This is a genomic window from Lelliottia nimipressuralis (assembly GCF_004402045.1).
GTDB classification, from domain to species: Bacteria; Pseudomonadota; Gammaproteobacteria; order Enterobacterales; family Enterobacteriaceae; genus Enterobacter; species Enterobacter chinensis.
In genome coordinates, this window is record NZ_SOMG01000026.1 from 16,703 (window position 1) to 39,250 (window position 22,548).

Consider the following 22,548-nt stretch of genomic DNA (forward strand, 5'->3'; position numbering starts at 1 on the left):
GCAATCTTGATAGTCATAATGACTACCCATTAAGAGTCATGAAAATAATAACCTATTAAAATCAATAGAATAAAAGTTGGCACGCAACTTGATATAAGCAAGCCATCTTATTTGAAAAACGCGATATTACGCTGAGGTTGCTATGTCTATTCTGGTTAAAAATAACATTCATTGGGTGGGGCAACGTGACTGGGAAGTGCGCGATTTCCACGGGACGGAGTACAAAACGCTGCGCGGCAGCAGCTACAACAGCTATCTCATCCGGGAAGGTAAAAACGTGCTGATCGATACCGTCGATCACAAATTCAGCCGCGAGTTCGTGCAGAACCTGCGCAGCGAAATCGATCTCGACGCCATCGACTACATCATCATCAACCACGCGGAAGAGGACCACGCCGGCGCGCTGACCGAGCTGATGTCTTACATTCCGAACACCCCGATCTACTGCACCACCAACGCTATCGACTCGATCAACGGTCACCACCACCATCCTGAGTGGAATTTCCACACCGTGAAAACCGGTGACACCCTGGATATCGGTAACGGCAAACAGCTGATCTTCGTAGAAACCCCGATGCTGCACTGGCCGGACAGCATGATGACCTACATGACCGGCGACGCGGTGCTGTTCAGCAACGACGCCTTCGGCCAGCACTACTGTGACGAGCGCCTGTTCAACGACGAAGTGGATCAGACCGAACTGTTCGAGCAGTGCCAGCGCTACTACGCCAACATCCTGACCCCGTTCAGCCGTCTGGTCACGCCAAAAATCACCGAGATCCTCGGCTTTAACCTGCCGGTGGATATGATTGCCACCTCCCACGGCGTGGTGTGGCGTGAAAACCCAACCCAGATTGTGGAGCTGTACCTGAAATGGGCGGCGGATTATCAGGAAGACCGCATCACGATTTTCTACGACACCATGTCCAACAACACCCGCATGATGGCGGACGCCATTGCACAGGGCATTAACGAGGTGGATCCGAACGTGGCGGTGAAGATCTTCAACGTGGCGCGCAGCGATAAAAACGACATCCTCACTAACGTCTTCCGCTCTAAAGGCGTGCTGGTGGGTACCTCCACCATGAACAACGTAATGATGCCGAAAATTGCCGGCCTTGTGGAAGAGATGACCGGCCTGCGCTTTCGTAACAAACGCGCCAGCGCCTTTGGCTCCCACGGCTGGAGCGGCGGCGCGGTAGACCGTCTCTCCACCCGTTTACAGGATGCGGGCTTTGAGATGTCCATGAGCCTGAAGGCCAAGTGGCGCCCGGATATCGATGCCCTGGAGATCTGCCGCCAGCACGGCCGCGATATTGCCCGACAGTGGGCGCTCGCACCGCTTCCACAAGCTGCGAAACCGACCGAACAGCAGGAGGCCTGTGCCGCGGCCGCCGATCTCGGCCCACGCATGCAGTGCAGCGTCTGCCAGTGGATCTACGATCCAGAGCTGGGCGAGCCGCTGCAGGACGTCGCACCGGGCACGCCGTGGAGTGACGTGCCGGACAACTTCCTCTGCCCGGAATGCTCCCTCGGTAAAGACGTCTTTGATGAACTGGGTACGGAGGCAAAATGAGCAACGGCATCGTCATCATCGGCTCGGGCTTTGCCGCCCGCCAGCTGGTGAAAAATATCCGTAAACAGGATGCTAACGTACCGCTGACGGTGATTGCCGCCGACAGCATGGATGAATACAACAAGCCTGATTTAAGCCACGTCATCAGCCAGAATCAGCGCGCCGAAGACCTCACCCGCCAGACGGCGGGGGAGTTCGCGGAGCAGTTTAACCTGCGTCTGTTTCCGTACACCTGGGTCACCGAAATCGACGCCGATGCCCACGTAGTGAAAGCGAAAGAGAAAACCTGGCAGTACGACAAGCTGGTGCTGGCCACGGGGGCCTCTGCTTTCGTACCGCCGGTTGCAGGCCGCGAGCTGATGATCACGCTCAACAGCCAGCAGGAGTATCAGGCCAGCGAAACGGGGCTTCGCGACGCGAAGCGCGTAATGATTGTCGGCGGCGGCCTGATTGGCACCGAACTGGCGATGGATTTCTGCCGGGCAGGTAAAGCCGTTACCCTGGTTGACCACGCGGCGAGCATTCTGTCGGCGCTGATGCCCGCAGAGGTTAGCAGCCGCTTACAGCATCGTTTGACCGACATGGGCGTCCATCTGCTGCTCAAATCGCAGCTGCAGGGCCTCACTAAAACCGAAGGCGGCATTCGCGCATCGCTTGACGGCGGCCGCAGCGTTGAGGTGGATGTCGTGGTTGCCGCGACGGGACTACGCCCGGAAACCGGGCTGGCTCACCGTGCCGGCGCGGAAACACAGCGCGGCGTGAAGGTAGATAGCTACCTGCAAACCACGCAGCCCGATGTTTACGCGTTAGGCGACTGCGCTGAAATTAACGGTCAGGTGCTGCCCTTTTTACAGCCAATTCAATTAAGTGCGATGTATCTGGCGAAAAACCTGCTCGGCGGCAGCGCGCCGCTGAAATTACCCGCCATGCTGGTTAAAGTCAAAACGCCGGAATTACCGCTGCATCTTGCCGGTGAAACACAGCGTCAGGATCTGAACTGGCAAATAACCCTCGAGCCAGAAGGAATGGTCGCGCGAGGCGCGGATAACGAGGGCCAGATGCGCGCCTTTGTCGTCAGTGAAGACCGGATGAAGGAGGCTTTCGCTCTGCTGAAATTGTTACCTTCTTAACCCTCGCTTTGCCGGGTGACGCTTCGTTTACCGGGCCTACAGCACGGCCACGCTTACTTAACCTTTGGATTTTATTGTCCGCCGCCCCGCTGTCCCGGGGCTTTTTTTTGCGCATTCTATTCACCAAATAAATACAAAACAGATAAATCATCGCTATTCATCCCTAATTTATTATTTCCATTAATACTTAAATGCGGAACAGCTGAAAAACATCACCCTGTTTTATTATTCGCATCCGGCTTACGCTGAAAAGGTATTAATCAGCCGGAGGCGAATCATGGCGACTTTTAATAAAGAACTCAATTATCTTTCTCGTTATTTTCAGCAAACGAAGAATGCGGAACATATTTTATTCCGCTGGCTTTATCTGAGCCCGGAAGCCCGCATTGAGCGTCTGCGCGAGTTGATAGAACCAGTAAGTAAACCTGAGCAGTAATTGCCGGGTGGCGCTACGCTTACCCTGCCTACAAAGCCCGTAGGCCCGCGCAAGCGTAGCGCTGCCGGGCAAAAAACCGGAACACTTTATTCATCCCGGCCTTATTTATTCCGCAAAAAGCCCTACACTCTCAGCATCTTTCTTTTTCGGTATGCCGCTATGCGTCAGCTTCAGAAAATCCGTCAGTATCAACGGCTTTATCAGCACTACGGCGCTGTGCCAATGCCCACGACCATCGCGGAAGTCGCGGAGGTTGCGCTGTGCAGCGAACGCCATGCGCGCACCCTGTTGCGCCAGCTCGCGCAAAGCGGCTGGCTGAGCTGGAACGCGCAGCCGGGACGCGGGCATCGCGCCATCCTGCACTGCCTGACGACCACCAGCGAGCTGAGCGCGCCGCTGATGCACGCCTGCCTGGAGAAAGGAGATTACCAGAGCGCGCTGCAGCTGGCCGATGGCGACCCCGCCAGCCTGCACCACATCATCACCCCGTTTTTAGGCGGTAAATGGCTTAAACACCAGCCGACGCTGCGCATTCCGTGGTATCGCCCGCTCACGTCGCTGCATCCGGCGCTCCAGCGCCGCCGCGCCGAACAGCATATTATCTGCGCGGTCCACGCGGGGCTGACGCGCTACGCGCCAGGCAACCCGCAGCCGGTTGCGGATTTAGCCCATCACTGGGATACCCGCGACGACATGCGCTGCTGGCGTTTTTATCTGCGCAGCGGCGCGCACTGGCACAACGGGCAAGCCATCAGCGATGAAGATATTCTCGCCGCGCTGCACCAGCTGCTGGCCGACCCGGCGCGCAACGCGGGGCTCGCGCACGTTCAGCAGGTGTCGCTTGTCGCCCCCTGGTGTCTGGAGATCGCACTCAACGCCCCCGATGCTATGCTGGCGCATCGTCTCGCGCATCACGCCTGTCGCCTGCCGCATCCGCAGCAGCCGACTATTGGCGCAGGTCCTTTTGCTATCGCCCATCACCACTCGCACTACCTGCGCCTTGAGCGCCAGCCGTGGTACTTTGCGGCGCACCCGCTGCTGCATGCAATAGAGTTCTGGCGAACCCGCAGCGAGACGGAAAAACCTGCGTGGATAACCGTAGGTAAAGGAGAAAACGCCCGGGAGTCCGTCACCTCCACCAGCGGAGGATTCGCCTGGCTGATGCTGAATGCCGGGCTACCACAGCCGCTGGCTGCCTGGCTGCGTCAGGAAATTCAGCATATTAATCAGGAGTACATCCGCCGGGATGATATCGACACCCGTACGGAAATTTTGCCCGGCATCGCGACGCCCGCGTTTGCGGAGACGTCCGACGTCCCCCTTCCCGCTACCCTGTCGCTGGTCTGCTACCGCGCGCCGGGACTGTGCGATCTGGCCAGCATGCTGCAAACGCGCCTGAAAAAGCGCGGCTGCGACGTCACCATCCGCTGGAAAGACCGTGAGGCGTGGCATGCCCCCGACGCGCTGGCGCAGGCGGATATCTTACTGGGGGATTATCTGGCGGGCGAGGTGCCGGAGTTTGCGCTGGCAGAGTGGTTTACGGAGGAGCCCGCGTGGGCCACCGCGCTGGGGCAGGTCCCGTGGCAAAAGGCGAAGCAGACGCTGATGACCTATTGCGAAAGCGAAGAAAGCCTGCAAACGCATCTCCCCATCTTCTTTCAGCGCCTGCTCGAAAGCGGCGCCTGCACGCCGCTGTTCCACTACCGCTATCGTCTTAATACCCTGGAAAACGTGCAGGGCATTGTGCTGACCGCCAGCGGCTGGCTTGATTTTACCCGCGCCTGGCTGCCGCCCGCTCAGGAACGTACCACCAGCGCGTCGTAGCCGCGCCAGCGGTAGTTGACCATGGAGATCAGCCAGCAGGCAACAAACAGCCCGACCACCACAAACCCGGCGTTGCCCAGGTTGTCGTTTACCGCGCCAATCACATCCCAGACGCCGCCGCTGAGGGCGAATTTATCCATCAGCAGACCCAGCGCTTCCAGCCCGCCGATAAACAGCGCCACCACCACGGAGGTGCCGGTAATGGTCATGTTGTAGTAGAGCTTGCGCTGCGGCTTGTCAAACGCCCAGCCGTAGGCGCCCACCATCAGCAAATTGTCGAGGGTATCCACCAGTGCCATGCCGCTCGCGAAGAGCGCCGGGAAGATCATGATTGCCCAGACCGACATCCCGTGAGAGGCGCTGGCGGCAGAAATGCCCAACACGCCAATTTCGGTCGCGGTATCAAACCCCAGGCCAAACAGAAAACCGACCAGGTACATCTGCCAGCTTTTATTCACCAGGCGGAACGTCGCGCCAAACAGCCAGTTCATCACCCCGCCCTGCGCCGGGAGCGTGACGTCCCCCTGCACCGGCCTGCCGTTTTTCAGCGCCTGGAAACTGCGCCAGACGCCGCGCAGGATCACCATATTCACCAGCGCCATCGCCAGCAGGAAGGTCGCCGACACCGCCGTGCCGATCAGGCTGCCGGTTTCGTGGAACCATTCCATGTTTTTCTGAAACGCCGTGGCGGTCGCAGCGATGGCAATCGAGGCCAGCACCACGATGGTAGAGTGCCCCAGCGAGAACCACGCCCCCACGCCGGACGGGCGTTTCCCCTGCTGCATCATCTTACGCGTCACGGTATCAATGGCTGCAATGTGGTCGGCATCCACCGCATGACGCAGCCCGTAGCACCAGGCCAGCAGGCTGGCCGCCATCAGCGCCGTGCTGTCGCTGAAGGTGTGCCATGCCCATCCCCAGGCCAGCAGGTTTGCCATTACCAGAGCCAGCAGCAGAAGCGCGGCGCGAGGTTCATTGCGTAAGAGTCGTAACATTTTAAGTCCTTTGTGAACATGACCGGGCGGCGGCGATCGCCGCCTGCCCGAAGGAGATCGCTCCGTCGCCTGCAGGCAAGCGCGAAGGAAAAAGAAGCGTAAAGTCAGAAAGATAATGACGCAGGCGCGCGCGCAGCAAACGGTTGTGCAACACGCCGCCGCTGAGGCAGATTGTCGATAGCGACAAGCGTCGGGCATGGAACGCGGCGAGATCCGCCAGCCCTTTTGCCAGCGCATCGTGAAACGCCCACGCGCGCTCGCGCGGCTCCGCCTGCCAGTTCAGCCACTGCTGCCAGAAGCGCGCGAGGTTATCCACCGCAAGCGTAACCGGGTGTTCCACTCCGTTGCACTGTGCCGCCAGCGCTTCCAGCCGGCAGGCCGCTTCACCTTCCCAGGTTTGCGAGTCGATACCCAGCGCACAGGCGACCGCATCAAACAGGCGACCGCACGAGGAGGCCCGCGGCGCGTTGACGCCGCGCTGGATAGCCGTCGCCAGCAGCGGCCAGTTCTGGCGCTGTACCGCTCGCGTTTCCGGGTATCGCTGCCAGTCAGGGACAAACTCCAGACAGTGGGCGAGCAGATTGCGCCACGGCTGCCGCGCCGCGAGATCGCCCCCCGGCAGCGCAACGGCTGGCAGCCCTCCCAGACGTTCGCACTCGAGATAGTTCACCCGCAGGCACTCCCCACCCCACAGCGCGCCGTTCTCGCCCATGCCGATCCCGTCCAGCGTGAGGGCGATAACGTCTCCGCCCTCACGCGGCCAGCCGTTTTCCGCCAGGCACGCCGCCGCGTGGGCGTGATGGTGCAGTACGGTTTCGACCGGCAGCGCCTGCGCTTGCGCCCATTGTTGTGTGTGATAGCCCGGATGGGCATCGCACACCACACGCTCCGGCTGAAAGGCGTAGATGTCCTGCATCGTCGAGAGCGCACCGCACCACTGCGCTTCGACACCTTCGTCACTGAGATCGCCAAAATGCTGGCTCAGCACCGCCAGGTTCCCCCGCACCAGACAAAATGTATTCTTCATTTCGGCACCGGTAGACAATATGGCGGGGATATTGTCAAAACCCGCAGGCAACGTGATGGCATCGGGCACAAAACCGCGCGCGCGGCGCAATACTGCCCCATCCCGATCCATCACCGAATCATCCATTCTCTGCAGGATGTCGCGGTTGTGCAGCAGGAAGCCGTCCGCAATGTCGCCAAGTTCATCCAGCGCCTGTTGATTACTGATGGCAGGCGGTCTGCCGCTGAGGTTGCCGGAGGTCATCACCAGCGGGCGCTGGCAGTCCATCATCAGAAGATGCTGCAGCGGATTGGCGGGCAGCATGATGCCCACGCTATCCAGACCCGGTGCGATAGCCTCAGGGAAGTCAGGCAGCCACGCTTTCGGCATGAGCACGATGGGTGCGGCGGGTGAGCCGAGCAGCCTCTGGATCGACTCGGGTAACGCGTCGGCATTTGGGATCATCACCGCCAGCGGTTTACCCGGACGCAGCTTGCGTGAGCGAAGCGTCGCGACAGCCTGGGGATTCAGTGCATCACAGGTGAGGTGAAAGCCCCCCAGCCCTTTGATGGCAACAATACCGCCGTTTTTCAGCGCCTTCACCGCCGCGCTCAGCGCAGCCTCGCGGGCAGCAGTAACATCGCCCGCCCGCCACTCAAGCGCGGGCCCGCAGTCCGGGCAGGCCACCGGCTGGGCGTGAAAACGTCGGTCGGCAGGATTGCGGTACTCCGCTTCACACGGCGCGCAGAGCGGGAATGCCGCCATCGACGTCGCCGGGCGGTCATAGGGCATGGCGCGAATAATGGTAAACCGCGGCCCGCAGTGGGTGCAGTTGATAAACGGGTAGCGATAGCGACGCTCGCGCGGATCGCGCATTTCAGCCAGACACGCCGGACAGGTCGCGGCATCCGGCACAATCTGGGTGTCCATCGCCCCGCCCGCGCTGTGGCGGATGGTAAACTCCGTCGGCACACGCGTCCAGGTGAAGGGCTGCGCGTCGATGGCGTCAATACGCGCCAGCGGTGGACAGTCCTGGCACAGCCTCGCGGTAAAGGCCCCCCCATTACCCGCGAGGCGCACCAGCACGCCCTCTCCGTCATTGCAGACGTCACCGGTCAACTGAAGCGCCTGCGCCAGCTGCCAGACGAAGGGACGAAACCCCACGCCCTGCACTTTACCGCGCACGCGCAACTGTATGCCGTTACTGCACATGACGGCTCAGAACAGCAGCGATGAGGAGGTGTCGAATGCCGCGCGACGGCGCTTTTCGGCGCTCATCTGTTCCAGCTTGTCGCGATCCACGCAGACCAGCGCGTGCGTCGGACAAGCTTCCATGCAGGCCGGGCCGGCGTCGCGGTGGTAGCAGAGGTCGCATTTGTTAGCTTCGGCTTTGTCCGCGCGCACGCTCAGCCCCATTCCGCTGTTGCGGACCACCGGACGGACCACCACCTCCATCGCGCCGTACGGGCAGGCGACCACGCAGGTTTTGCAGCCAATGCAGCGCTCCTGCATCACGTGCACAAAGCCTTTCTCGCGTTTGATCGCCCCGTTCGGGCAGACGTTCGCGCACGGGGCGTCTTCGCACTGACGACAGATAGCGGCGGTGGAAATATTCACGCCTTTGATGACGTGAATCCGCGGCAGGAAGGTGTCAGGGGTAAGCGACGCGCAATCCTGCTCCGCCTGATGGGAAACCACGCACGCTACTTCACAGGTACGGCAACCAATACACTTACTGGCATCGGCCATAATAAAACGGTTCATCTGCTTCTCCAGCATTACAGTTATGCGCGGAGATATTCATAAACCGTGCCAATTATTAACCTGTTGATTTAATGATATTTTATAAATCACACTGGCGCTGTCATCGTCACTTATGACGATGACAGCTGTCGACATCAGCGGTGCGGGCCGTCAATAACCGAGTCGCGCAGGATAAGCTCGCCTGAGAAGGTTTGCTGATATTTAAACTCACCGCCGTCGAGCATGAAGATCAGGCGGCTGATGGTTTCTTTGATCATCTCCGTCACCGGGATGCGAACGCTGGAGAGCGACGGCACGATATAAGGCGCGATGGCCACGTCGTCGAAACCGATCACCGATACCGCGTCAGGAGTGGCAACGCCGCTGTCGTGCAGCTGCTTCATGGCGCCGATTGCCATGTCGTCATTACTCGCCACCAGCGCCGTAAAGCGTTCACCGCGAGCAAGCAGTTCGGACACCGCCGCCGCACCGCTGGCGGGGTTCCACTTCCCCTGCGCAATCAGCTCCTCGCGCAGCGGAATACCGTGCTGTGCCAGCGCGTCTTTGTAGCCGGAGAGACGCTCAACCCCGGTGGGGGAATCCAGCGAGCCGGTAATAAACGCGATCTCCCGGTGCCCTTTCGCAATCAGCTGTGCCACCGCGTCCTGGCTGGAGGCTTTATGATCGGACCAGACGCTGTGGCTGCTGTTTTTCCGCAGGCGGCGGTTGAGCACCATAATGGGCTGCTCGCACTTCTCGACGATCTCATCCATCTCTTCCACGCTCAGGAAACGCGGATAGATGATCACCGCGTCGCAGCGCATATCGAGCAGATACTGGATCGCTTCGCGCTCTTCATCCGCGCTGTGCTTGCCGTCCGCGAGGATCAGCTGCCGCCCTTTCTCTTCGGTCATGCGCGCGGCGTGAAACAGCAGTTCGCTAAAGTAAACGCCGTGATAAAGGGTGTTCGTCACCACCAGCCCCAGCGTCTGGGTACGTTTGGTCGCCAGGTTGCGCGCCAGTAAATTCGGGCGATAGCCGCTCTCTTCAATGGCCTGAAACACCCGGTCTTTGGTCTCCTGGCTGACATAGCCATTTCCCGACAGCACCCGGGACACCGTGGCTTTCGAAACGCCTGCCCGCTTCGCCACTTCAAGCATCGTGGTCATGTTGTTATTCCGTCTGAATCTGATGGAGCGCAGTGTACTGCACCGCAGGGAAATTGTCGTAGCGGCGAAATCACGCTTTTGGTGCCCCATTGCGATCTGCATCACGAAACGAAAAAATGGTTAAAAAGCGATCTTGTTTCATTCAAAGAAACTCATGATGATTATGTGGAACCGGTTTCCTACATTTCTCACAACGATAACAGGATCACATCCGATGGCCAAAAATTACGCCGCGCTGGCGAACGACGTTGTCAGCGCGCTGGGCGGCAAAGAGAACATCGTCGCCGTCACCCACTGCATGACGCGTTTACGCTTCGTTCTGAAAGACGAAAGCCTTACCGACGCTGCACGCCTGAAAAGCATCAGCGGCGTGCTCGGCGTGGTGCGCAACGACAACCAGTGCCAGGTGATTATTGGCAACACCGTTTCTCAGGCGTACCGCGAAGTGGTGAGCCTGCTGCCCACGGACCTGCAGCCCGCGGTGCCGGAAGGGCCGCAGAAGATGACGTTACGCCGCATTGGCGCCGGGATCCTCGATGCGCTGATCGGCACCATGTCGCCGCTGATCCCGGCGATCATCGGCGGCTCGATGGTCAAGCTGCTGGCGATGATCCTTGAGATGACCGGCGTGCTGCCAAAAGGCGCGCCGACGCTCACCATTTTGACCGTCATCGGCGACGGCGCGTTCTTCTTCCTGCCGCTGATGGTGGCGGCCTCGGCGGCGGTGAAATTCAAAACCAACATGTCGCTGGCGATAGCCATTGCGGGCGTGCTGGTCCACCCGAGCTTTATCGAGCTGATGGCGAAAGCCGCGCAGGGCGAGCACGTTGAGTTCGCCTTTATCCCGGTGACGGCGGTGAAATACACCTACACCGTCATCCCCGCGCTGGTGATGACCTGGTGCCTGTCTTACATCGAACGCTGGGTCGATCGCATTACCCCGGCAGTGACGAAAAACTTCCTCAAGCCAATGCTGATCGTGCTGATTGCCGCCCCGCTTGCCATCGTGCTGATTGGCCCGCTGGGCATCTGGATCGGTAGCGCCATCTCCGCGCTGGTGTACACCATTCACGGCTATCTGGGCTGGCTCTCCGTCGCCATCATGGGCGCGCTGTGGCCGCTGCTGGTCATGACCGGGATGCACCGCGTGTTTACGCCAACCATCATTCAGACCATTGCCGAAACGGGCAAAGAGGGGATGGTGATGCCGTCGGAAATCGGCGCCAACCTGTCGCTCGGCGGCTCGTCGCTGGCGGTGGCGTGGAAAACCAAAAACCCGGAGCTGCGTCAGACGGCGCTGGCGGCAGCGGCCTCCGCCATTATGGCGGGGATCTCTGAACCGGCGCTGTACGGCGTGGCGGTACGCCTGAAGCGTCCGCTGATTGCGAGCCTGATCAGCGGCTTTATCTGCGGCGCGGTGGCCGGCATCGCGGGCCTTGCCAGCCACTCAATGGCGGCGCCGGGGCTGTTTACCAGCGTGCAGTTCTTCGACCCTGCCAATCCAATGACCATCGTCTGGGTGTTTGGCGTGATGGGGCTGGCAGTGGTGCTGTCGTTTGTTCTGACCCTGATACTCGGCTTTGAGGATATCCCGGTCGAAGACGACGCCGAAAAAGCGCGCGCCCTGCAGACCGCTCCTGCCCAGAGCAAAGCGGCACAAGCATAAATTGAAAGCGAGGTAAGAATGTCTGTTTTTCCACAAGGATTTTTATGGGGCGGCGCGCTTGCCGCCAACCAGAGTGAAGGGGCTTACCGTGAAGGCGGCAAAGGGCTAACCACGGTCGATATGATCCCTCACGGGGCGAATCGCCTGGCGGTGAAGCTCGGTAAGGAAAAGCGTTTTTCGCTGCGTGACGACGAGTTCTACCCAAGCCACGAGGCGATTGATTTTTACCATCGCTATAAAGAAGACATCGCCCTGATGGCGGAGATGGGCTTTACGGTGTTCCGCACCTCGATTGCCTGGAGCCGCCTCTACCCGAACGGCGACGAACCGCTGCCGAATAAAGAGGGCATTGCCTTCTACCGCGCGGTATTTGAAGAGTGCAGAAAGTACAACATCGAGCCGCTGGTCACGCTCTGCCACTTCGACGTCCCGATGCATCTGGTGACGGAGTACGGCTCCTGGCGCAACCGCAAGATGGTCGACTTCTTCGCCCGCTACGCCCGCACCTGCTTTGAGGAATTTAACGGGCTGGTGAAATACTGGCTGACCTTCAACGAAATCAACATCATGCTGCACAGCCCGTTCTCCGGCGCGGGGCTGGTGTTTGAGGAAGGTGAAAATGAAGATCAGGTGAAGTACCAGGCCGCGCACCACGAACTGGTGGCAAGCGCGCTGGCAACCAAAATCGCCCACGAGGTGAACCCGGAAAACCAGGTGGGCTGCATGCTGGCGGGCGGCAATTTCTACCCGTACTCCTGCAAGCCGGAAGACGTGTGGATGGCGCTGGAGAAAGACCGCGAGAACCTGTTCTTTATCGACGTGCAGGCCCGCGGCCGCTATCCGGCCTACTCTGCCCGCGTGTTCCGCGAGAAAGGGGTGGTGATTGTCAAAGACCCGGGCGATGACGAACTGCTTAAAAACACCGTCGATTTCGTTTCGTTCAGCTACTACGCCTCGCGCTGCGCGTCGGCGGACATGAACGCGGGCAACACCAGCGCGGCGAACATTGTGAAATCCCTGCGTAACCCGCACATACAGGTGAGCGAGTGGGGCTGGGGCATTGACCCGCTCGGCCTGCGCATCACCATGAACATGATGTACGACCGCTACCAGAAGCCGCTGTTCCTGGTGGAAAACGGCCTCGGGGCGAAAGATGTCATTGATGAAAACGGCGAGATTAACGACGACTATCGCATCAGCTATCTGCGCGAGCATATCCGCGCGATGGGCGACGCCATCGAGGACGGCGTGCCGCTGATGGGCTACACCACCTGGGGCTGTATCGACCTGGTGGCAGCCTCAACGGGGGAGATGAGCAAGCGCTACGGCTTTGTCTACGTTGACCGCGACGACGCGGGCAACGGCACGCTGGACCGCAAACGCAAGAAATCGTTCGGGTGGTATAAGAAGGTGATTGCGAGTAACGGGGCGGATCTGGAGTAGCCTGTTGCCCTCACCCCAGCCCTCTCCCACTGGGAGAGGGAGATGGGTTTGGTAGGCCGGGTAAGGCGAAGCCGCCACCGGGCGCTGTTCAGAGCCGGGAAAATCCCCCGTCCCCAACCCACCCGGAAAGCCGTGAATACACCCTCTCCACTGCCTCTTTCACCGGCGGCGTCATCGGGTAATAAAACCCGACAATGTCCGGCTGAATGCCCAAAAACAGCACCTCACCCACGTCGTCCTTGATCTGATCCACGAGGTAGTTGAGCGGCATATTGTGGGTGGTCATCATAAACATCTCGGCGATGTCGTCCGGGTCAATCAGACGGATCTCGCCGGGGTTGAGCCCCATATCGGTGGCATCGACAATCAGCAGTCTTTCCGGGTGCAGCTCGCGAATGGCGACCACGTCGTTTTCCGGCGCGCTGCCGCCGTCAATCACTACCCAGCTGCCCTGCGGGTTCGCGGCGCACATCTCTGCGAGCAGCGGGCCCGCGCCGTCGTCGCCCATCATGCTGTTGCCCACGCACAGTAAAACGTCAGTCACGTAATCTCCTCACCATCAGGTAGATGGCGCTCTCCTGATGAATATCATGCAGCATGCCGAGCAGCGTTTTGCTCCACGCCTGCTGCTCGGGGGTTTGCCTGCTCAGCGCCGCGTCAAAGGCGTTGGCGAGCATGGCAATGTGGTTGGCGTCGATAACGATCTCACCGTACTTCGGCACGCCCTCCATTTTGCGCCGCGCCGTACTGCCCTCCTCCAGCGTGGCAATCCACGCCAGGTACTCGGGCCACGGGCAGCTCAGCGCCGCCTCCAGGCAGTCAATCACCCCGAGGTGATGCCCAATCGCCAGGCTGTAATAGACCACCTGCTGCGCCGCATCCGGCGTGGCATCGTTCTCATCAATAAACTTACGGCTCAGCTGGCTGAACACCACCGTTTCACTCATCGGATACGCGCCTCATCCACTACGCTGTTCAGGTTCGCCACAATCTCATTGAGACGCGGATCGTTTTCCGCCTCCAGCCAGCGCGCCACCTGATGCTCGCCCTGGCTCAGCAGGCGCAGATAATCGTCGGCAATCTGGCGGCCATAGCGATAACCTGCCAGCCTGCGCGCCGTGCGGTCCACTTTCACCCGCAGCGGCTGCACCATGTCCGGGTGCAGGATGGCCGCAGGCTGGTTGTCGAGCTCGCCCGGCTCGCGGGCGTGGATTTTCTGCTCCAGCAGGCCGAGCGCCATGGCAAAGCCATACAGCGTCGCGGCAGGCGTCGGCGGACAGCCCGGAATGTAGACATCCACCGGCACAATTTTGTCGGTGCCGCCCCAAACGCAGTAAAGGTCGTGGAAGATGCCGCCGCTGTTGCCGCAGGCGCCGTAGGAGATGCAGATTTTCGGGTCGGGTGCGGACTGCCAGGCCCGCAGCGCCGGCGAGCGCATGGCGCGGGTCATCGCCCCGGTGAACAGCAGGATATCCGCATGACGCGGTGACGGTACCACTTTGATGCCGAAGCGCTCGGCGTCAAACAGCGGCGACAGCGTGGCGAAGATCTCAATCTCGCAGCCGTTGCAACCGCCGCAGTCCACGCGGTAGACGTAGGCCGAGCGTTTGATTTTTTTCAGCAGCGACGCCTTCATGCTGGCGATAGATTCGTCTACCGTCATCGGCACCGGAATGCCGTTGGCGTCGCGCGGGCCCAGTAGGTTTTCCATCAGCTGGCCTCTCTCATATGGCGGGTAATATCAATACGGTCGGACGGCAGCAGGCACTTCTGACGCTTGCACTCCGGACAGGTTTCGAAGCTTTCACGATGGTGTTCCGCGCGGGCGTCACCGTTGTGCTGCAGCAGGGCGATGGCGTAGTCGATCTCTTTTTGCACCGCGAACGGACGCCGGCAGACGCGGCAGTTGCACAGGTCAAAGCGCGACTGCTGGAGGAAATCCTCTTTTTTCCACACCGCCAGCTCGTACTCCTGAGACAGGCGAATGGCGACCGTCGGGCAGACCTCTTCGCAACGGCCGCAGAAGATGCAGCGCCCGAGGTTAAACTGCCAGGCCAGTTCGCCGGTTTTGAGATCCGTTTCCACCGTCAGCGCATTCGACGGACAGGCGTTGACGCAGGCCGCACAGCCGATGCACTGCTGCGGGTTGTGCTCCGGCTTGCCGCGAAAGTTTTTATCGACCGGCATCGGCTCCAGCGGATAGCGGCTGGTGGGCGTGCCGGTTTTGATCACTTTTTTGATAAAGGTAAACATGACGAGTCCTTATTTCAGCGGCGAGTTCTTACGCTCGATGCTGTAGCGCTCAAGCTCTTTGTACGGCACCACCTGGCTTTTCTTCTTGCGAACGTCCACGACGGTCATGCGGTCGGTGCAGGAGTAGCACGGGTCAAGGCTGCCGATGATCAGCGGGGCGTCAGAAACGGTGTTGCCGCGCAGCATATAGCGCAGGGTTGGCCAGTTGGCGTAAGTGGCCGCACGGCAGCGCCAGCGGTAGAGTTTCTGGTTGTCACCGGTCATGCTCCAGTGGATATCGTCCCCGCGCGGCGCTTCGGCAAAGCCGAGAGCGAAGCGGTTCGGAATGTAGGTGAAGCCCTCCACCATCAGCGGGCCGCCCGGCAGGTTGTCCAGACCGAAGTCGATCATATTCAGCGCGGTGAACACCTCGTTGATGCGCACCTTCAGGCGAGAGATGACGTCGCAGCCCTGCTCGCTGTGCACGGTCATCGGCAGCAGGCCGTAGCCGACGAACGGATGATCGGCGCGGGTATCGCGGGCGTGGCCGCTGGCGCGCACCATCGGGCCGACATTGCTGAAGTCGCGGGCAATTTGCGGGTCAAGACGGCCGATGCCTACGGTACGCTGCTCGATGTTTGGCGTGCTGAGCAGCATGTCCACCAGCTCCTGCACGTCGCGGCGCATCTGCTGGGCAAGCTGACGCGTCTGGATCATGTCGTCTTTCAGCAGGTCGCGGCGGATCCCGCCGATCAGGTTCAGGCCGTAGGTTTTACGCGCCCCGGTGAGGATCTCCGCCATCTTCATCGACGCTTCGCGCACGCGGAAGAACTGCATAAATCCGGAGTCAAAACCGACGAAGTGGCAGGCCAGGCCGAGGTTCAGCAGGTGCGAGTGCAGGCGTTCCACCTCCAGCAGAATGGCGCGGATCATCTGCGCGCGTTCCGGCACCACAATCCCCATGCCGTTCTCCACCGAGGTGGTGTAGGCGGTGCTGTGGGCGAAGCCGCAGATGCCGCACACGCGATCGGAAAGAAACGTGACTTCGTTGTAGCCCATGCGGGTTTCCGCCAGCTTTTCCATGCCGCGATGGACGTAGAACAGGCGGTAGTCGGCGTCGATAATGTTTTCGCCGTCGACGAACAGGCGGAAGTGGCCCGGTTCGTCGGAGGTGACGTGCAGCGGGCCAATCGGCACCACGTTGTTCTTCTTGCTGCCCAGCTCGTTGATGAACTCGTAGGTTTCGCTGTCGGTGGTCGGTGCCGGGCGCTGACGGTAGTCCATGCTGTCTTTGCGCAGCGGGTAGAGTTCATCCGGCCAGTCGTCCGGCAGCACCAGACGGCGCTCGTCCGGCAGGCCGACCGGCACCAGGCCGTACATGTCGCGCACTTCGCGTTCGCCCCAGACGGCGGCGGGCACGCGCGGCGTGACGGACGGGTATTCCGGCTTATTCGGATCGACTTCGACGCGCACGGTGAGCCAGCACTTCTCGCCCTGCTCCATCGACATCACGTAGTACACGGCGTAATTGCCGCACAACTGGCGCTCGTCGTTACCGAACAGCACCGACAGCCAGCCACCCTGCTGGTAGTAGAGAAACTCCACCACTTCCGGCAGATAGTTCACCTTTACGGTGACGGTTATCTGGTCTTTGGTTTGCCAGGACTCCTCCAGCACCACGCCGGGGAAAGCCTGATGCAACGCGGCGAGATACTGCTGACCTTTCTTTTCTTCAGACATAAAAACTCTCTTTAATCACGCCACCAGCAAGGAGACGAACGCTAAAAATGCAAAACCAAAACCGGCCCAGGTGATGCGTGACGTTTCCACAAAACGCAGGCGCGCCATGCTGTTTTCAAACAGGGCAATCACCAGCACGCCGACCAGCAGCTTGAGGGCGGCAACCACCACGGCCAGCACCAGACCGCCAGCGGAGAAGTGCGTCATCTGCCCCCACGGGAAAAAGACGCCGACAAACATCTGCAGTACTACCAGCTGTTTGAGGCTGATGCCCCACTTCAGTACCGCAAAGCCGTAGCCGCTGTATTCGGTGAGCGGCCCTTCCTGCAGCTCCTGCTCGGCTTCAGCAAGGTCAAACGGCAGTTTGCCCATCTCGATAAACGTGGCAAACGCGCAGGCGCACAGCGCCAGCACCAGCGGAATGGAGCGGGCAACCGGCCAGTGGTAAACGGTGTGGGTGATAAAGCTGATATGGGTTGAGCCCGCGACCTGCGCGGCAACCCACAGCCCCAGCAGCAGGATGGGCTCAACCAGCACGCCCAGCATCGCCTCGCGGCTGGCACCGATACCGGTAAACGGGCTCCCGGTGTCCAGGCCCGCAATAGCAAAGAAGAAACGGGCAATGGCGAAGAGGTAAATCAGCGTAATCAGATCCCCGAGCGCCGGCAGCGGCGAGCCCACCGTCACCACCGGCAGCGCGGTGGCGATGGTCAGCATCACGCCCACCATCACAAACGGCGTCAGGCGGAAGACCCAGCCGGCGGCGTCCGGTGCCACGCTCTGACGAGAAAGCAGTTTGAAGAGATCGCGGTACTCCTGAAGCACGCCAGGCCCGCGACGGTTGTGCATCCGGGCACGCGCCACGCGGCTCACCCCGGAGAGCAGCGGCGCAACGGCGAACAGCACCAGCGCCTGAAGTATTGCCAGTAACAGACTCATGTCAGGCTCCTCGTGAAAACACAATCACTACCAGCACCGCCAGCTCGAAGACCGCCAGACGGCGGAACAGCGCAGGCGCGGCGGCGCTCTGCCATCCCGGCACCCACGCCACCGGGTTCAGCCAGTGGCGCAGCTTCAGCACGGCGGCAAAGTTCTCTTTCACCGGCATGGCGAAACCGTGGGCGGTGATGACCATCGACTGTTCGTGCTCGTAGCCGCAGGCCCACGCCGCACCGCGCGAGCGGGAGGTAAGCCGGTCGCGTTTGAAGAACAGCATCAGGATGAGCGGCAGCAGCGGTGCGCCAATCAGCAGCAGCGCGATCGTGGGCTGAGAGACGGTGGTATTCGCGACGGTCAGCGGCAGCGGAATAGCGCTTCCCAGCAGCGGCAGCAGCCACGGTGCAGCCACGCCGCCCGCGATGCAGCACAGCGCCAGCGCAACCACGCTCCCCCCCATCAACACCGGTGCACAGCAGGCATTTTCAGCTTCGCGGGTGCGCGGCGCGCCGAGGAAGGTGACGCCGTAGACTTTCGCCATACACATCACCGCCAGCGCCCCGGTAATCGCCAGCCCGACCGCCAGCAGCGGCCCCAGCAGACGGGCGATAAACGCGTCGCTCTGGCCGAGCGCGAAGAAGGACTGATAGATCACCCACTCCCCGGCAAAACCGTTCAGCGGCGGCAGCGCGGCCATCGCCATCAGCCCGACCAGCATCGCCAGTGAAATCACCGGCATCTTTTTGCCAATCCCGCCGAGCTTTTCAATATCCCGATGGCCGGTGCGGAACCAGACGCTTCCCGCGCCCAGGAACAGGGTACTTTTAAACAGGCTGTGGTTGACGAGGTGATAGAGACCGCCGATAAAACCGGCGGCAATCAGCGCCGGTTGATTCAGCGCCAGCCCGGTCACGCCCGCGCCAATACCGAGCAGAATGATGCCGATATTTTCCAGCGTGTGGTACGCCAGAAGACGCTGGATATTGTGCTCCATCAGCGCGTACAGGCCGCCGACGAACGCGGTAATCATTCCGGCGACCAGCAGCACGACGCCCCACCACAGCGGCGGTTGTCCGCCGGTCAGCGTAATCGCCAGAATCCCGAACAGACCCACTTTCATGACCACCACAGAAAACAGCGCGGCGGCGGGCGCGGAGGCATTTGCATGCGCCTGCGGCACCCAGCCGTGCAGCGGGATGATTCCGGCGAGCAGGCCAAAGCCGATCACGCTCAGCAGCCAGACATCATTCCCCAGCGGATGGCCGTTGAGCGCAGCGAAGTCCAGCGTGCCGAAGCGTTGCCACACCAGCCAGCAGGCCAGCGCCAGCAGCAGCGTCCCGAGGCGTCCCAGCGCAAACCACAGTTTGCCGGAGGCGCTGCAGCCCGTCAGGAACACGGCGCAGAGCGCCATGATCTCAGCCATTACCACCAGCGCGCCGAGGTTGCTGGCGATAACGGTGCAGACCGCCGTCGCCATTAAAAGGTTGACCAGCAGGCCGTTGGCTTTAGCGTGCGGGTGGCGGTGCCAGTCAATATTGAACAGGCTGATAAACAGCCCGCACAGGCCAAACGTCACCAGCCAGATGGCGTTCAACGGCGTGATCTCAACGGTGTGGCGAATCAGCGGCATGAGTGCGTCAACGGATTGCCCGCCGAGCAGAACAACACCGCCAGCGGCCAGCGTCATCAGGCTACCTACCGCCCCGCCGATCCCGGCGATCCAGCCGCTGAGGGCTTTATGGAAAGAGAAGAGCTGCGCCAGAACAGCAGCGGCAGCAAAATAGGCAACCGCGCTGGTAATCATCATCGCCGCGTTCATTTCGCCCCCTCGTTAAGCGCCTGTAGCAGAGAAAGGTCACCAAAATCACTGTTGATGGTCAGCTCGCGTTTACGCTTGCTGGTACGTGCGATGTCGCGAATGTTAACCAGAATCAATGCTTTGGTTGGGCAGGTGCGTACGCAGGCCGGTCCCTGCTCATCGAAGCTGCACAGGTCGCACTTCACCGCAACGGCGCGGATGCCAGGCACCCAGTCCAGCAGCGTGCTTACGCGTGCAGGCGCCGGCGGCGCGGGAGGGGCTTTTGGCGAGTTGGCATTCGCCGGAATATGCAGCGGGCGGCTGCCGGAAAATTCAATCGCGCCGAACGGGCAGGCAATGCCGCACAGCTTGCAGCTTACGCACAGGCTTTCGTTCAGCTGGACAGCGCCATCAACGCGGGTGATGGCATTGACAGGACAGACGCCCGCACAGGGGGCATCTTCACAGTGATGGCAGAGCTGCGGGGCAGACTCTTTTTCATCACGCATGACGTGCAGACGCGGCATGGACTGCAGCCCATGCAGGCGATGCGTTTCCGAACACGCCGCCTCACAGGTTCGACAGCCAATGCAGACCGTCGAGTCAGCAATTACAAAACGGTTCACCGGGTCATCCTCTGGTGATAGTCATTTTTGACGAAAAACTGTCTAGTCGACACTTCTCGACACGCATGGGTCAGGCCACGTTCGCTGAGGCATTTCCATCCATCAGCTGCTTCAGGTTGACCGGGAGATCGTGCTCAACGGCGGCGTACAGGCCGTTATAAACCGGCGCGATTTTTTCCAGATAGTGCTCCAGCACCTGCTGGCGATCGCGGTTGCTGACGTGGCCGTCCACCATGCCATCGGCCATCAGCTGCGCCTTCGCAATACACTGTTTTTCACCGTCTTTTGTCTCGAGGAGGTACTCAATAGTGTGGCTGTTGAAGTTATCCGCCAGGGTAACGTTGATGATGAAATGCCCAAAGAGGACAAAGCGCATGTCGCCCTGCGCCGCGCAGCTCATCGCGTGGTGTAGACGCGCTTTCGAGAGGGTGATGCCCTGAACCAGAGAGTTGCAGTAGAGGTGCCACTGATCCTGTAACTGCTGATGACGCTGCGCGATGTAATCCGCTTTTTCGCTGATTTCCCAAATAGTCATAGAAGGTTTCCGTTTAATGGAGATAGCGGCTGTTAAGCAGATTCCATGCCAGTTTTTATTTTGCTGATTTTAAAGAGATTTAATTACAAAACCGCTGTCAACGCCGCGGTGTCGACGTGTCATTTCGACAGCGTTGACATCGTCACGCCTTAACAAAAATCAAGCTGGCACTGTTATTGCATTACCGGGGCAATTCATTGAGGAGGCGTCATGCACGAAATCACCCTCTGCCAGCGGGCTCTGGAGCTTATCGAACAGCAGGCAATGCAAAACCACGCGAAACGCGTCACCGGCGTCTGGCTGAAAGTCGGGGCGTTTTCCTGCGTCGAGACCAGCGCCCTGAATTTCTGTTTTGAGCTGGTGTGCCGCGGCACGCTGGCGGAAGGTTGCGAACTGCATATTGAAGAGCAGCAGGCGGAGTGCTGGTGCGAGCAGTGCCAGCAGTACGTCACCCTGCTGTCATCGAAGGTTCAGCGCTGTCCGCGGTGCCAGAGTACCGGGCTGCGCATCGTGGCGGATGACGGCATGCAGATCCAACGCCTCGAAATCGAGAAGGAGTAAAGTATGTGTAGTACCTGCGGTTGCGCCGAAGGCAACCTGTATATAGAAGGGGATGAACACCGTCCTCACTCCGCGTTTCGCTCCGCGCCCTTTTCACCTGCCCCACGTCCTTCTGCGGCACTGACCGGGATCACTTTCTCTGTGCAACAGTCCGCTGCGGGCGATCTCCACTACGGCCACGGCGAAGCGGGTACCCACGCGCCGGGCATCAGCCAGCGCCAGATGCTGGAGGTGGAAATCAACGTGCTGGACAAAAATAACCAGATCGCCGCCCGCAACCGCGCCCGCTTTGCCACCCGCAAGCAGCTGGTGCTGAACCTGGTCTCCAGCCCCGGTTCCGGCAAAACCACGCTGCTTACGGAAACGCTCAAACGCCTGAACGAACGCGTCTCCTGCGCGGTGATCGAAGGCGACCAGCAAACCGTTAACGACGCGGCGCGCATTCGCGAAACCGGCACCCCGGCGATTCAGGTCAACACCGGCAAAGGCTGCCACCTGGATGCGCAGATGATTGCCGACGCCGCCCCGCGTCTGCCGCTGGCGGATAACGGCATCCTGTTTATTGAAAACGTCGGTAACCTGGTCTGCCCGGCGAGCTTCGACCTGGGTGAACGGCATAAAGTCGCGGTGCTTTCGGTGACCGAAGGCGAAGACAAGCCGCTGAAGTACCCGCATATGTTTGCCGCCGCGTCCATCATGCTGCTGAACAAAGTCGACCTGCTGCCGTACCTGAATTTCGACGTGGATAAGTGTCTGGCCTACGCCCGCGAGGTGAATCCGGAGATTGAGATCCTGCTGGTCTCCGCCACGCGCGGCGACGGCATGGACAGCTGGCTACACTGGCTGGAGAACGAACGATGTGCATAGGCGTACCGGGACAGATTCACTCCATCGACGGTAATCAGGCCAAAGTCGAGGTCTGCGGTATCCTGCGCGACGTTGACCTGACGCTGGTGGGCAGCACCAATGAAAGCGGCGCCTCGCGTCTTGGCCAGTGGGTGCTAGTGCATGTGGGGTTCGCCATGAGCGTGATTAACGAAGCAGAAGCCCGCGACACACTGGATGCGCTACAGAATATGTTCGACGTAGAGCCGGACGTGGGCGCGCTGCTGTACGGCGAGGAGCGGTAGCA

Annotated in this window: 22 protein-coding genes; 9 read left to right on the forward strand and 13 right to left on the reverse strand. The window is 60.4% G+C overall.

Annotated features, from left to right (window positions below; all coding sequences use genetic code 11):
* Nucleotides 1–142: 142 nt before the first annotated feature.
* The 4 genes from norV (at nucleotide 143) to E3U32_RS17310 (ending at nucleotide 4,966) form a co-directional block, all read left to right on the forward strand.
* Nucleotides 143–1,576 (forward strand): anaerobic nitric oxide reductase flavorubredoxin, encoded by a 1,434-nt coding sequence (gene norV / locus E3U32_RS17300; RefSeq protein ID WP_134349760.1) that lies wholly within the window; start codon nucleotides 143–145, stop codon nucleotides 1,574–1,576.
* Nucleotides 1,573–2,706: an NADH:flavorubredoxin reductase NorW gene (gene norW, locus E3U32_RS17305; RefSeq protein WP_134349761.1), complete on the forward strand. Its 1,134-nt coding sequence runs from the start codon at nucleotides 1,573–1,575 to the stop codon at nucleotides 2,704–2,706. The genes norV and norW overlap by 4 nt, the downstream gene beginning before the upstream one ends.
* 277 nt (nucleotides 2,707–2,983) lie before the next feature.
* Nucleotides 2,984–3,142 carry a hypothetical protein gene (locus E3U32_RS23660; protein WP_166790956.1) on the forward strand — a complete coding sequence of 53 codons (159 nt, stop codon included), beginning with the start codon at nucleotides 2,984–2,986 and terminating at the stop codon, nucleotides 3,140–3,142.
* A gap of 159 nt (nucleotides 3,143–3,301) precedes the next feature.
* Nucleotides 3,302–4,966, forward strand: a complete 1,665-nt coding sequence (locus E3U32_RS17310) for an SgrR family transcriptional regulator (protein ID WP_134349762.1) — start codon at nucleotides 3,302–3,304, stop codon at nucleotides 4,964–4,966.
* Here the strand turns inward: E3U32_RS17310 and E3U32_RS17315 are convergent.
* The 4 genes from E3U32_RS17315 to E3U32_RS17330 all read right to left on the reverse strand — a co-directional run bounded on the left by E3U32_RS17315 (nucleotide 4,939) and on the right by E3U32_RS17330 (nucleotide 9,879).
* Nucleotides 4,939–5,961 (reverse strand): HoxN/HupN/NixA family nickel/cobalt transporter, encoded by a 1,023-nt coding sequence (locus E3U32_RS17315; RefSeq protein WP_134349763.1) that lies wholly within the window; start codon nucleotides 5,959–5,961, stop codon nucleotides 4,939–4,941. The genes E3U32_RS17310 and E3U32_RS17315 overlap by 28 nt on opposite strands.
* A gap of 1 nt (nucleotide 5,962) precedes the next feature.
* Complete coding sequence (gene hypF / locus E3U32_RS17320; RefSeq protein ID WP_134349764.1) at nucleotides 5,963–8,179, reverse strand: carbamoyltransferase HypF; 2,217 nt, start codon at nucleotides 8,177–8,179, stop codon at nucleotides 5,963–5,965.
* Nucleotides 8,180–8,185: 6 nt separating this feature from the next.
* On the reverse strand, nucleotides 8,186–8,731 hold the full coding sequence (hydN, locus tag E3U32_RS17325; RefSeq protein WP_029739520.1) for an electron transport protein HydN: 546 nt from the start codon (nucleotides 8,729–8,731) through the stop codon (nucleotides 8,186–8,188).
* Nucleotides 8,732–8,865: 134 nt separating this feature from the next.
* Nucleotides 8,866–9,879 (reverse strand): LacI family DNA-binding transcriptional regulator, encoded by a 1,014-nt coding sequence (locus E3U32_RS17330; RefSeq protein WP_134349765.1) that lies wholly within the window; start codon nucleotides 9,877–9,879, stop codon nucleotides 8,866–8,868.
* A 214-nt stretch (nucleotides 9,880–10,093) separates the two neighbouring features.
* Between E3U32_RS17330 and ascF the strand changes: the two genes are divergently transcribed.
* On the forward strand, nucleotides 10,094–11,545 hold the full coding sequence (gene ascF / locus E3U32_RS17335) for a PTS cellobiose/arbutin/salicin transporter subunit IIBC (protein WP_134349766.1): 1,452 nt from the start codon (nucleotides 10,094–10,096) through the stop codon (nucleotides 11,543–11,545).
* Nucleotides 11,546–11,563: 18 nt separating this feature from the next.
* The gene (locus E3U32_RS17340) at nucleotides 11,564–12,988 is read left to right on the forward strand and encodes a 6-phospho-beta-glucosidase (RefSeq protein WP_134349767.1); all 1,425 of its coding nucleotides are present in this window, start codon (nucleotides 11,564–11,566) and stop codon (nucleotides 12,986–12,988) included.
* Between the two features lie 88 nt (nucleotides 12,989–13,076).
* Here E3U32_RS17340 and hycI read toward each other — a convergent pair whose 3' ends face one another.
* The 9 genes from hycI to hycA all read right to left on the reverse strand — a co-directional run bounded on the left by hycI (nucleotide 13,077) and on the right by hycA (nucleotide 20,855).
* Nucleotides 13,077–13,532: a hydrogenase maturation peptidase HycI gene (hycI, locus tag E3U32_RS17345; protein WP_134349768.1), complete on the reverse strand. Its 456-nt coding sequence runs from the start codon at nucleotides 13,530–13,532 to the stop codon at nucleotides 13,077–13,079.
* Entirely contained in the window at nucleotides 13,525–13,935 is a 411-nt protein-coding gene (locus tag E3U32_RS17350; RefSeq protein WP_032660335.1) for a formate hydrogenlyase maturation HycH family protein, read from the reverse strand. Before E3U32_RS17350 ends, hycI begins: the two co-directional genes overlap by 8 nt.
* Entirely contained in the window at nucleotides 13,932–14,699 is a 768-nt protein-coding gene (gene hycG / locus E3U32_RS17355; RefSeq protein WP_134349769.1) for a formate hydrogenlyase subunit HycG, read from the reverse strand. Before hycG ends, E3U32_RS17350 begins: the two co-directional genes overlap by 4 nt.
* Nucleotides 14,699–15,241 (reverse strand): formate hydrogenlyase complex iron-sulfur subunit, encoded by a 543-nt coding sequence (locus E3U32_RS17360; RefSeq protein WP_134349770.1) that lies wholly within the window; start codon nucleotides 15,239–15,241, stop codon nucleotides 14,699–14,701. The genes hycG and E3U32_RS17360 overlap by 1 nt, the downstream gene beginning before the upstream one ends.
* Before the next feature lie 9 nt (nucleotides 15,242–15,250).
* Nucleotides 15,251–16,960 (reverse strand): formate hydrogenlyase subunit HycE, encoded by a 1,710-nt coding sequence (gene hycE, locus E3U32_RS17365; protein ID WP_134349771.1) that lies wholly within the window; start codon nucleotides 16,958–16,960, stop codon nucleotides 15,251–15,253.
* Nucleotides 16,961–16,975: 15 nt separating this feature from the next.
* Nucleotides 16,976–17,899, reverse strand: a complete 924-nt coding sequence (locus E3U32_RS17370) for a respiratory chain complex I subunit 1 family protein (protein WP_134349772.1) — start codon at nucleotides 17,897–17,899, stop codon at nucleotides 16,976–16,978.
* A 1-nt stretch (nucleotide 17,900) separates the two neighbouring features.
* Nucleotides 17,901–19,715: a formate hydrogenlyase subunit 3 gene (hycC, locus tag E3U32_RS17375; protein ID WP_134349773.1), complete on the reverse strand. Its 1,815-nt coding sequence runs from the start codon at nucleotides 19,713–19,715 to the stop codon at nucleotides 17,901–17,903.
* A complete protein-coding gene (locus tag E3U32_RS17380) occupies nucleotides 19,712–20,320 on the reverse strand; it encodes a 4Fe-4S dicluster domain-containing protein (RefSeq protein WP_134349774.1) in 609 nt (202 codons plus the stop codon). The genes hycC and E3U32_RS17380 overlap by 4 nt, the downstream gene beginning before the upstream one ends.
* Before the next feature lie 70 nt (nucleotides 20,321–20,390).
* The gene (hycA, locus tag E3U32_RS17385; protein ID WP_134349775.1) at nucleotides 20,391–20,855 is read right to left on the reverse strand and encodes a formate hydrogenlyase regulator HycA; all 465 of its coding nucleotides are present in this window, start codon (nucleotides 20,853–20,855) and stop codon (nucleotides 20,391–20,393) included.
* Between the two features lie 210 nt (nucleotides 20,856–21,065).
* Here hycA and hypA point away from each other — a divergent pair, with 210 nt between their 5' ends.
* The 3 genes from hypA to E3U32_RS17405 are packed head-to-tail and all read left to right on the forward strand — an operon-like array spanning nucleotide 21,066 to nucleotide 22,546.
* The gene (gene hypA / locus E3U32_RS17395) at nucleotides 21,066–21,416 is read left to right on the forward strand and encodes a hydrogenase maturation nickel metallochaperone HypA (protein WP_134349776.1); all 351 of its coding nucleotides are present in this window, start codon (nucleotides 21,066–21,068) and stop codon (nucleotides 21,414–21,416) included.
* Nucleotides 21,417–21,419: 3 nt separating this feature from the next.
* A complete protein-coding gene (hypB, locus tag E3U32_RS17400) occupies nucleotides 21,420–22,283 on the forward strand; it encodes a hydrogenase nickel incorporation protein HypB (RefSeq protein WP_134349777.1) in 864 nt (287 codons plus the stop codon).
* Nucleotides 22,274–22,546, forward strand: coding sequence for a HypC/HybG/HupF family hydrogenase formation chaperone (locus E3U32_RS17405; protein WP_134349778.1), 273 nt, complete (start codon nucleotides 22,274–22,276; stop codon nucleotides 22,544–22,546). The genes hypB and E3U32_RS17405 overlap by 10 nt, the downstream gene beginning before the upstream one ends.
* The last annotated feature ends 2 nt before the right edge of the window (nucleotides 22,547–22,548 follow it).

Bases quoted from the DNA above. Each gene is read 5' to 3' on its own strand.
- E3U32_RS17315 (WP_134349763.1), bottom strand. From the start codon at position 5,961: ATGTTACGACTCTTACGCAATGAACCTCGCGCCGCGCTTCTGCTGCTG.
- hycC (WP_134349773.1), bottom strand. From the start codon at position 19,715: ATGAACGCGGCGATGATGATTACCAGCGCGGTTGCCTATTTTGCTGCC.
- hycE (WP_134349771.1), bottom strand. From the start codon at position 16,960: ATGTCTGAAGAAAAGAAAGGTCAGCAGTATCTCGCCGCGTTGCATCAG.
- norV (WP_134349760.1), top strand. From the start codon at position 143: ATGTCTATTCTGGTTAAAAATAACATTCATTGGGTGGGGCAACGTGAC.
- E3U32_RS23660 (WP_166790956.1), top strand. From the start codon at position 2,984: ATGGCGACTTTTAATAAAGAACTCAATTATCTTTCTCGTTATTTTCAG.
- hydN (WP_029739520.1), bottom strand. From the start codon at position 8,731: ATGAACCGTTTTATTATGGCCGATGCCAGTAAGTGTATTGGTTGCCGT.
- hypA (WP_134349776.1), top strand. From the start codon at position 21,066: ATGCACGAAATCACCCTCTGCCAGCGGGCTCTGGAGCTTATCGAACAG.
- E3U32_RS17350 (WP_032660335.1), bottom strand. From the start codon at position 13,935: ATGAGTGAAACGGTGGTGTTCAGCCAGCTGAGCCGTAAGTTTATTGAT.
- E3U32_RS17370 (WP_134349772.1), bottom strand. From the start codon at position 17,899: ATGAGTCTGTTACTGGCAATACTTCAGGCGCTGGTGCTGTTCGCCGTT.
- E3U32_RS17310 (WP_134349762.1), top strand. From the start codon at position 3,302: ATGCGTCAGCTTCAGAAAATCCGTCAGTATCAACGGCTTTATCAGCAC.
- E3U32_RS17340 (WP_134349767.1), top strand. From the start codon at position 11,564: ATGTCTGTTTTTCCACAAGGATTTTTATGGGGCGGCGCGCTTGCCGCC.
- hycG (WP_134349769.1), bottom strand. From the start codon at position 14,699: ATGGAAAACCTACTGGGCCCGCGCGACGCCAACGGCATTCCGGTGCCG.
- E3U32_RS17405 (WP_134349778.1), top strand. From the start codon at position 22,274: ATGTGCATAGGCGTACCGGGACAGATTCACTCCATCGACGGTAATCAG.
- E3U32_RS17330 (WP_134349765.1), bottom strand. From the start codon at position 9,879: ATGACCACGATGCTTGAAGTGGCGAAGCGGGCAGGCGTTTCGAAAGCC.
- hypF (WP_134349764.1), bottom strand. From the start codon at position 8,179: ATGTGCAGTAACGGCATACAGTTGCGCGTGCGCGGTAAAGTGCAGGGC.
- ascF (WP_134349766.1), top strand. From the start codon at position 10,094: ATGGCCAAAAATTACGCCGCGCTGGCGAACGACGTTGTCAGCGCGCTG.
- hypB (WP_134349777.1), top strand. From the start codon at position 21,420: ATGTGTAGTACCTGCGGTTGCGCCGAAGGCAACCTGTATATAGAAGGG.
- E3U32_RS17360 (WP_134349770.1), bottom strand. From the start codon at position 15,241: ATGTTTACCTTTATCAAAAAAGTGATCAAAACCGGCACGCCCACCAGC.
- hycA (WP_134349775.1), bottom strand. From the start codon at position 20,855: ATGACTATTTGGGAAATCAGCGAAAAAGCGGATTACATCGCGCAGCGT.
- norW (WP_134349761.1), top strand. From the start codon at position 1,573: ATGAGCAACGGCATCGTCATCATCGGCTCGGGCTTTGCCGCCCGCCAG.